The sequence below is a fragment of the Rahnella sp. Larv3_ips genome, assembly GCF_003697865.1.
Lineage (GTDB): Bacteria > Pseudomonadota > Gammaproteobacteria > Enterobacterales > Enterobacteriaceae > Rahnella > Rahnella rivi.
Genome location: NZ_MJIB01000021.1, coordinates 808,465 through 809,490, shown reverse-complemented (window position 1 = coordinate 809,490; position 1,026 = coordinate 808,465). Strand labels below are relative to the sequence as shown.

Below are 1,026 nucleotides of genomic sequence, written 5' to 3'. Positions count from 1 at the left end.
TCATGCGGCCGCCGTGATAAATTTGCAGCACCGCTTTGGAACCCTGAGATTTTACGGCTGCGGCGATTTTTGCCAGACCATCGATTTTGCTGTCGTTGTCGATGCCAATCGCACCGGGGAATGCCAGGCCTTTGTCATCGATAAAGCAGCACTCGACGATCACTGTACCGATGCTGCCGGCGCGGGCGCGGTAATACTCCACCAGTTCGCTGGTGACGGTGCCGTCATAAAAGCCGGTACAGGTGGTCATGGGTGCCATCAGCACGCGGTTTTTCAGGACGGTGCCATTTGGCAGAGTGAACGGACTTAATAATTGCGAATTATGGCTCATAATATTCAGCTCCAAACTTTAAAATGTTTAATAATCTGTGAATTCGTTATCGGATTTATTTTATTAATTTTATTTACGCCCGATGTCATAGGAGTAATATAACGATATCTTTAGTTTCAAAAGGTGTAACGTTAGTTTATTAACTATTTACCCATGAATAGAATGCAGCCATTATTAAATTAATGTTAACCATGTTATTAAACGATCACATTAATTTAAATTACGAGCTCTTTTGCCTTTAATTAAAGGCGTAAACATTACATTTGCAGGCCGATATCGGGCTTCAACGCACGGCACGTCGGGACTGGAACTGATGGATTCGTGCTATCGGAAGGGGCAGATAAAAGGCAGGTTGACTACTCCTATTTTCACCGGGTGCAGAAGATCAAAATAACCCTGCTCAGCAGCAGAAATAAACGCCATAAAAATAACGCCAGCATCCATTCTCATTCTCTTTTCTTAAATTTACACAGCTCCGTATTTTCTTGATCGAGATCAACAGTAATAAATGGAGAAAACGCATTATATAAACATTTCCTCCCTCTTACGGGGAATAAGTAATACCTAACTCAAATAACAATAATGGAGCAGTTCGCATGCCACCATTAAATAACTAAAGAAACTTGAGTAACTAAAAAAAGCATAATCATCTTACCTATGTATCAGCAAACCTATTCTCAACTACTTGTAGACAA

General features: G+C 41.1%; 1 pseudogene. It reads right to left on the bottom strand.

Annotated elements, in window-relative coordinates:
• Window positions 1–331: pseudogene (locus ED901_RS25530) on the bottom strand (flavocytochrome c); the annotation flags it as partial.
• Window positions 332–1,026 lie beyond the last annotated feature (695 nt).